The organism is Synechococcus sp. H60.1, assembly GCF_047462335.1.
Taxonomy (GTDB): domain Bacteria; phylum Cyanobacteriota; class Cyanobacteriia; order Thermostichales; family Thermostichaceae; genus Thermostichus.
This window is the reverse complement of record NZ_JANSJA010000241.1, coordinates 20,904-27,455: the sequence shown is the minus strand read 5'-3', so window position 1 is coordinate 27,455 and position 6,552 is coordinate 20,904. Positions and strand designations below refer to the sequence as shown.

At 61.5% G+C, this 6,552-nt stretch carries 8 protein-coding genes; 2 read left to right on the top strand and 6 right to left on the bottom strand.

Annotation, left to right across the window (positions count from 1 at the left end):
- Positions 1 to 96: 96 nt before the first annotated feature.
- The gene (locus NW852_RS11580) at positions 97 to 1,020 is read right to left on the bottom strand and encodes an NAD(+) kinase (RefSeq protein WP_414371754.1); all 924 of its coding nucleotides are present in this window, start codon (positions 1,018 to 1,020) and stop codon (positions 97 to 99) included.
- A 173-nt stretch (positions 1,021 to 1,193) separates the two neighbouring features.
- Between NW852_RS11580 and ispE the strand changes: the two genes are divergently transcribed.
- The gene (ispE, locus tag NW852_RS11575; protein ID WP_414371752.1) at positions 1,194 to 2,150 is read left to right on the top strand and encodes a 4-(cytidine 5'-diphospho)-2-C-methyl-D-erythritol kinase; all 957 of its coding nucleotides are present in this window, start codon (positions 1,194 to 1,196) and stop codon (positions 2,148 to 2,150) included.
- 114 nt (positions 2,151 to 2,264) lie between these two features.
- A complete protein-coding gene (leuC, locus tag NW852_RS11570) occupies positions 2,265 to 3,668 on the top strand; it encodes a 3-isopropylmalate dehydratase large subunit (protein ID WP_414364700.1) in 1,404 nt (467 codons plus the stop codon).
- 56 nt (positions 3,669 to 3,724) lie between these two features.
- On the opposite strand, the gene thiD is transcribed toward leuC, so the two are convergent.
- From thiD to rlmB, 5 genes are read right to left on the bottom strand one after another with little or no spacing between them, the layout of a single operon-like run.
- Entirely contained in the window at positions 3,725 to 4,573 is an 849-nt protein-coding gene (thiD, locus tag NW852_RS11565; RefSeq protein WP_414364702.1) for a bifunctional hydroxymethylpyrimidine kinase/phosphomethylpyrimidine kinase, read from the bottom strand.
- A gap of 37 nt (positions 4,574 to 4,610) precedes the next feature.
- The gene (locus NW852_RS11560; protein ID WP_414386152.1) at positions 4,611 to 4,811 is read right to left on the bottom strand and encodes a hypothetical protein; all 201 of its coding nucleotides are present in this window, start codon (positions 4,809 to 4,811) and stop codon (positions 4,611 to 4,613) included.
- A 30-nt stretch (positions 4,812 to 4,841) separates the two neighbouring features.
- Positions 4,842 to 5,150 (bottom strand): 2Fe-2S iron-sulfur cluster-binding protein, encoded by a 309-nt coding sequence (locus tag NW852_RS11555; RefSeq protein ID WP_414364706.1) that lies wholly within the window; start codon positions 5,148 to 5,150, stop codon positions 4,842 to 4,844.
- An 8-nt stretch (positions 5,151 to 5,158) separates the two neighbouring features.
- Positions 5,159 to 5,416 carry a DUF1816 domain-containing protein gene (locus NW852_RS11550; protein WP_414364707.1) on the bottom strand — a complete coding sequence of 86 codons (258 nt, stop codon included), beginning with the start codon at positions 5,414 to 5,416 and terminating at the stop codon, positions 5,159 to 5,161.
- A gap of 42 nt (positions 5,417 to 5,458) precedes the next feature.
- Positions 5,459 to 6,541 (bottom strand): 23S rRNA (guanosine(2251)-2'-O)-methyltransferase RlmB, encoded by a 1,083-nt coding sequence (rlmB, locus tag NW852_RS11545; protein ID WP_414371747.1) that lies wholly within the window; start codon positions 6,539 to 6,541, stop codon positions 5,459 to 5,461.
- Positions 6,542 to 6,552 lie beyond the last annotated feature (11 nt).

Genomic DNA, 6,552 nt, shown 5'->3' with positions numbered 1-6,552 from the left:
AGGGGATGCGGGCACCGGCAAGCGGGTCTTCGGCAGCGCCTCCATCCAACGGCCTCCCAAGACCAACAACTTGTGCAGGACTCCTAAGTTCTCCGGCTAGGGCAGCTCTACCGAGGTAGGCTTAGAAGCATAAGTTAGGCCCCAGCCCAACTTCTCGCGCATGACGCGGAAGAACTCCGGTCGGCGGAGGCGAATCAAATCTGTCCAGTAGGGGGCGCGGACAACGCGGATTTGGTCTTCTGGCAGGATGTAGCAGCCGGCATTGCCGTCGGCTACCAAAACCAGCGGTTGGGGGCTGGCGGGGCTGATCCACACCTCTTCCGAATCGGGAAAGACCAGAGCCCGTGAGGCCATTGAGTGGGGACAGATAGGGATCAACTGCAACACCGGCAGACTGGGAGTGATGACGGGCCCTCCCGCCGAAAGGGCATAGGCCGTCGAGCCAGTGGGGGTGGCTAAAATGATGCCGTCGGCAGCTACATCCAAAGGTGAGTGCTCCCCAATGGTTACTTCAAAGTGGCACATGCTGGTCAAGGGCTCGCGGTGCAGCACCATTTCATTGAGGCTGAGCACCTCCCAGCGCAACTCATGGCCGCGGTAGGCCTGCACCAGCAGCATGCTGCGGCGATCTAGGATGTACTCGCCGGCAATGGCTGCCTTGGCTGCCTCTTCTAGGTGGCTGAGGTAGGTCTCCGTCAGAAAGCCCAAGTGGCCAGTGTTCACGGCCAGCAAAGGGATCCCTTTGGGGGCCAGTTGCCGGGCTGCTGCCAAAACAGTGCCATCTCCCCCCAGCACCACGGCAAACTTCATGCTTTCGTCAAAGCCGGCGGGGGCCAAGCTGTCCACCTTCGTCAGGCAGACGGGACTACTGGGCTTGGCGTAGCCGAGGATGCCGCCCCAGTTGGGGGCAACACAGACCTCCCAGCCCTGTTCTTGAAACCAGCGGGCCAAGGTTTCGCTGCTGCGCTTGGCGGCGGGCTTGGCGTCGTTGTAGAGGATCCCAACTTTGGGCTTGCTCATGGGGCAGTGGTGAGGCAGAGGGTGCCAAAACTTTATCAGTTCTGGAATAGCTGCAGCAAAAAGTAGCTAGCCCCAGGGTTCTACCCAGATCCCTTGCCTTAGAATCGGGCTGAAAGGGCTCCCCAGATTAGGTCTGTGTTTGCGTTGGTCTGGACAGGCTGAGGGGAGTGGAGATGCATTGCCAACCCCGTTCTCACCCCATGCAAGCCTGTACCCTGATTGCCCGCGCCAAGATCAATCTTTACCTGGAAATCCTCGGATCCCGCCCCGATGGCTATTCCGAGGTGGCTATGATCCTGCAGAGCATTGCTCTGGCGGATCGCGTGCGTCTCCAGCGCCGTCCCCACGGCATCCACCTGATCTGCAACCACCCGGAGGTGCCGGCAAATACCCGTAACCTAGCCTACCAAGCGGCTGAGCTGCTGCAAAAGGAATGTCAGGCCGATCTGGGAGTGGAGATCCAGCTGGAAAAACAGATCCCAGTAGCAGCGGGCTTGGCGGGCGGCTCAGCGGATGCGGCGGCAGTTTTGGTGGGACTCAACCAGCTCTGGGGCTTGGGCCTAACGGTAGGAGAACTCCAGAACTTGGCGGCGCGTCTGGGATCCGATATTCCCTTCTGCGTACAGGGAGGGACGCAGCTAGCCACGGGGCGGGGAGAAGTTTTACAGCCCCTGGCCGACTGGGAAGGGATCCCCCTGCTCTTGGCCAAGCCCCGGCATCTAGGGGTTTCCACCGCCTGGGCCTATCAGGCTTTTCGCACTCGCCCTGCCGCTTCCTTACCTTCTGTCGCGTCCTCCTTGCCGAGCTTGCCCCAGGTGCTGGCTGCTCTGGAGCAGCGGGATCTGCTGGCCTTAGCCCGCAGTTTGCGCAACGATCTGGAACAGCCGGTTTTGGCGGAGTACGCCATTGTGGGAAAATTGCGCCAGGCCTTGCTTGAGGCAGGGGCATGGGGGGCCTTGATGTCGGGCTCGGGGCCGACGGTGTTTGGGATCATGCCCAGCCTGGAATTGGCCGCCCAAGCCCGCGACAGCCTGCGTCGCCACTTTCCGGAGGTGGATTTCTGGGTAACCCAATCTGCTCCCACCGGCATTTTGCTCGAGCCGGATCCCCAGCCGCTTGACCCCCCCTAGAGGTGCCCGCTAGCTTGGCTGGGAAAAGGGCCCTGGCCGCCCCTGCCTTGGCAAACCTTAGAATTAAGAGAAATTAAGAAAGATCGGCTTGGCCGCAGGCCGGAGAGGAAAAAGATGAGCGAGAGAACACTGTTTGACAAAGTCTGGGACGCCCATACGGTGCGGGTTCTGCCCTCGGGGCAGACGCAGTTGTTTATCGGCCTGCACCTCATCCACGAGGTGACCAGTCCCCAGGCTTTTGCCATGCTGCGGGAGCGCCATCTGCCGGTTCTCTTCCCAGAGCGCACCGTGGCTACAGTGGATCACATCATTCCCACGGACAACCGGACGCGGCCCTTTGCGGATCCCTTGGCAGAGGAGATGATCCAGGAGCTGGAGCGCAACTGTCGCCAATATGGCATCCGCTTTTACAACAGCGGCTCCGGTCGGCAGGGGATCGTGCATGTGATTGCGCCGGAGCAAGGGCTGACGCAGCCAGGGATGACCATTGCCTGCGGCGATAGCCATACTTCTACCCACGGCGCCTTTGGGGCGATTGCCTTTGGTATTGGCACCAGCCAGGTGCGGGACGTGCTGGCCACCCAAACCTTGGCCCTGTCTAAGCTCAAGGTGCGCCGTATCGAGGTCCAGGGCAGCCTGGGGCCAGGAGTTTACGCCAAGGATGTTATCCTGCACATCATCCGCAAGCTGGGGGTCAAAGGCGGGGTGGGCTACGCCTACGAGTACGGCGGCAGCACCATCGAGGCAATGAGCATGGAGGAGCGCATGACCCTCTGCAACATGTCCATCGAAGGGGGAGCCCGCTGCGGCTACGTTAATCCCGATGCGGTAACTTTTGAGTACCTAAAGGGACGGGAGTTTGCTCCTCAGGGATCCGACTGGGAGGAGGCAGTGGCCTGGTGGAAAAGCTTAGCCAGCGACGCCGACGCTGTCTATGACGATGTAGTGGTGTTTCAGGCCTCTGAGATTGCCCCCACGGTAACTTGGGGGATTACCCCCGGCCAGGGTATTGGGGTGGACGAGCGGATCCCTGCTCCCGAGGAGCTGCCAGAAAGCGAGCGGGAGCTGGCTAGGGAAGCCTATGCCTACATGGGTTTGCGGCCTGGGGATCCCATTGTGGGCACGCCAGTGGATGTCTGCTTCATTGGCAGTTGCACCAATGGCCGCTTGAGTGACTTGCGGGAGGCGGCCAAGATTGCCAAAGGACGGCGGGTAGCACCTGGAGTGAAGGCGTTTGTCGTGCCTGGCTCGGAGCGGGTCAAGCAGGAGGCAGAACGCGAGGGCCTGCGCGAGATCTTTGAGGTGGCAGGGTTTGAGTGGCGGGATCCCGGCTGCTCCATGTGCTTGGCCATGAACCCAGACCGCCTGGTAGGCCGGCAAATAAGCGCTTCTTCTTCCAACCGCAACTTCAAGGGCCGCCAGGGATCCCCCACGGGACGCACCCTGCTGATGAGCCCGGCCATGGTGGCGGCAGCGGCAGTAAGCGGCAAAGTGGTGGACGTGCGGGAACTGCTCTAGCCAACCCTCCCCTAGCAGGGTGAGCCCGTGCCACCAAGCTTGCTTCCTGGGAAGGGCTAGGACTGCAGCAGCGGGTAGAAGTGCCCTACCGGCCCTTGTCCTGCGCCGATGGCCAGAGGATGCCGCAGGGCGTCGGTAACATAGGCCTTGGCCGCCAGTGTTGCCGTCAGGGGATCCTTTCCCCAAGCCAGTTGCGCCGCAATGGCTGCCGAGAGGGTGCAGCCGGTGCCGTGGGTGTGACGGGTGGGGATGCGCTCGCTTTTGAGGACCTCCAGCCGCTCGCCGTCAAACCACACATCCACCCCCTGCAGTTCCCCTGGCATACCTCCCCCCTTGACGAGTACAGCCTTACAGCCCAGGGCATGGATGCGGCGGGCCGCTTCCTCCATATCCGCCAGCAACTGCAGCTCCATCCCTGCCAAAATCTGAGCCTCGTAGCGGTTGGGGGTAACGACCTGAGCCAGAGGGATCAGCCGCTCGCGGATGGCCTGGATGGCATCCTCCGCCAGCAGCTTGGCCCCCGTGCGGGAGACCATCACCGGATCCACTACCAGCGGCTGCAGCGCCCAGCGTTCCACCTGGCGGGCCACCTCCCGCACAATCTCGGCATTGAGCAACATGCCGGTTTTGATCCCTTGCACCCCAATGTCTTCCACTACCGCCTCAATCTGGGCAGCCACCGCCTCCGGGGGTAGGGGATCCACTCGCTTAACCCCCAGAGTATTCTGGGCAGTTACGCAGGTAAGGGCAGAAGTGCCGTGAACGCGCTGGAAGGCAAAGGTGCGCAGATCCGCTTGAATGCCTGCTCCGCCGCCGCTATCGGAGCCGGCGATGGTGAGGGCCACAGGGGGACGCTGCTCGGCCAAAGTTGGAGCTGGGGCCGCTTCAGGTTTGGAGACAGACATGGCAACTGCCGGGGGTACCACTAGCCATTTCTATAGCCTAAACCCAACTCGCCTCGTCCGTGGTAGCCACCACCTCCACCCAAACCCTCTCCCCCTCCACCGCCGTCAGACTCCAGCGCAGGAGGCGGGCTGGCTGCCCCAGCTCTTGGGTCACTTGTTGGAGAAGGGATCCCTCCAGTTGAGACGCAGAAAGCGGCAAACTTAGGGGCAAAGCTAGACGCAGAAAATGGAGCTTCACAGCTTGGAGATACTCGATGCTAGACCAGGGCTAGGAGCCAAACTGCAAGCGGTAAACCTCCTCCTCTTGATCCGTTTCCACCTCCAAGTCGGAGGTAGGGTAGGCTACGCACAGCAGAACAAAGCCCTGAGCCTTGAGTTCCGGCCCGATCCCCATTGCGTCAGCCTGGGCTACGGATCCCGACTTTAGCCGCCCCGCACAGGTGGTGCAGACTCCCGCCTGGCAAGAGGAAGGTAGCTCCAGGCCGTGCTCGAGAGCTGCCTGTAAAACCGTCTGATCCGCCGCGGCAGGAAACTGGTAGGTCTGGCCCCGATGATGGACAGTGATCTGGTAAACCATAGCGAACCTCAAGAACCCACCTGTGAAGGGGTGTGAACCACCGTCAGCGTCTGCGGCTGGCGCATTTTCTTTATCCGAGCCTCGATCTTCTCAGCCCCCTCCGCCTTTAGGTCGGCGATGTAGTGGCTTTTGTGCGCTTCCGCTTCTTTCTCGCTGGCGAAGGGGCCGTAGTAGTAGGTGCAGTCGTCGGTGGTGATCTCAACCCAGACCGTTAAGCCACGCAGCTTATCCAACAGCCAGACCAAAGGGTTGCCCACGGGATCCATCCCCCCTATTAAGCGCAAAGGATGACTCAGGATCTTTTGCAATCACCTAGATTCTACTGCCTTCGTTGAGGATTTGTTGAGAAATGTTTCGACCTCGGTGCGTTTGAGCTGGTGGGGGGAGCGCTGCCGGTGGATCTCATAAAGGGCGATGCCTGCTGCCACCGAGGCATTTAAACTCTGGGTGCGGCCTGCCAAGGGAATCGACAGCAGTTGGTCGCAGTGGCGCTGGGTGAGTAGGCTGATGCCTTCCCCTTCGGATCCAATTACCAAGGCAACGGGTCGGCGAAAGTCGGCGCTATAGACAGGGACAGCCCCCTGGCTGGTGGTGCCATAGACCCAAAACCCCTGTTCTTTAAGATATTCCAGGGCGCGGTTTAAGTTCACCACCCGCGCCACCGGCAGGGTAGAGAGGGCCCCCGCTGCCACCTTCATCACCGTCGCCGTGACGCCTGCCGCCCGCCGCTGTGGGATCACCATCCCCTGCATGCCAAACGCCTCCACGCTGCGGGCAATGGCCCCCAGGTTGTGGGGATCCTGGATCCCGTCTAGCACCACCAGCACCGGATGGGGGCCGGACTGCCGGCTCTGTTCCACCAGCTCTTCCAGATCCACGTAGCGGTAAGGGGTGGCCTGGGCGGCGATCCCCTGATGGTTGGCTCCGGCGGTGAGAAGGTTTAGCCGCTGGGGAGACACCTCATCGATGACGGTACCCCGTGCTTTGGCTTCTTCCAACAAAGACAAAAATTGCGGGCTGTAGCGCAACCGCGGCAGTACCCACACTCGGTTAAGGGTGGCCTGGCTTCTCAGCGCGGCCAACACGGTTTGGCGACCGTAGATGATCTCTTGTTCAGGTTCGGCTTCGGGATCCCAGTTAACCTGAAGCGCCTCTTCCTCTGGACTAGCAACAGGAAGGCTGGGATCCGACTGGGGGCGTTCCTGCTCAGCCTTGCGACGAAGCGGCTTTACGGGCGGCTCTTGCGCCGCCGGCTTGGGATGGGGAAGAAGGCTGCCATCGCGGCGTTTAGGCCGCTCACGCTTGCCAACGGGCTGCCCCGCCCCTCGCCGCTGCAGCTTGTCCCGGCGAGACAGCCGTACAGGAGGTTTGCGCTGGGAAGGCTTGGGCATGGGCGGAGAAG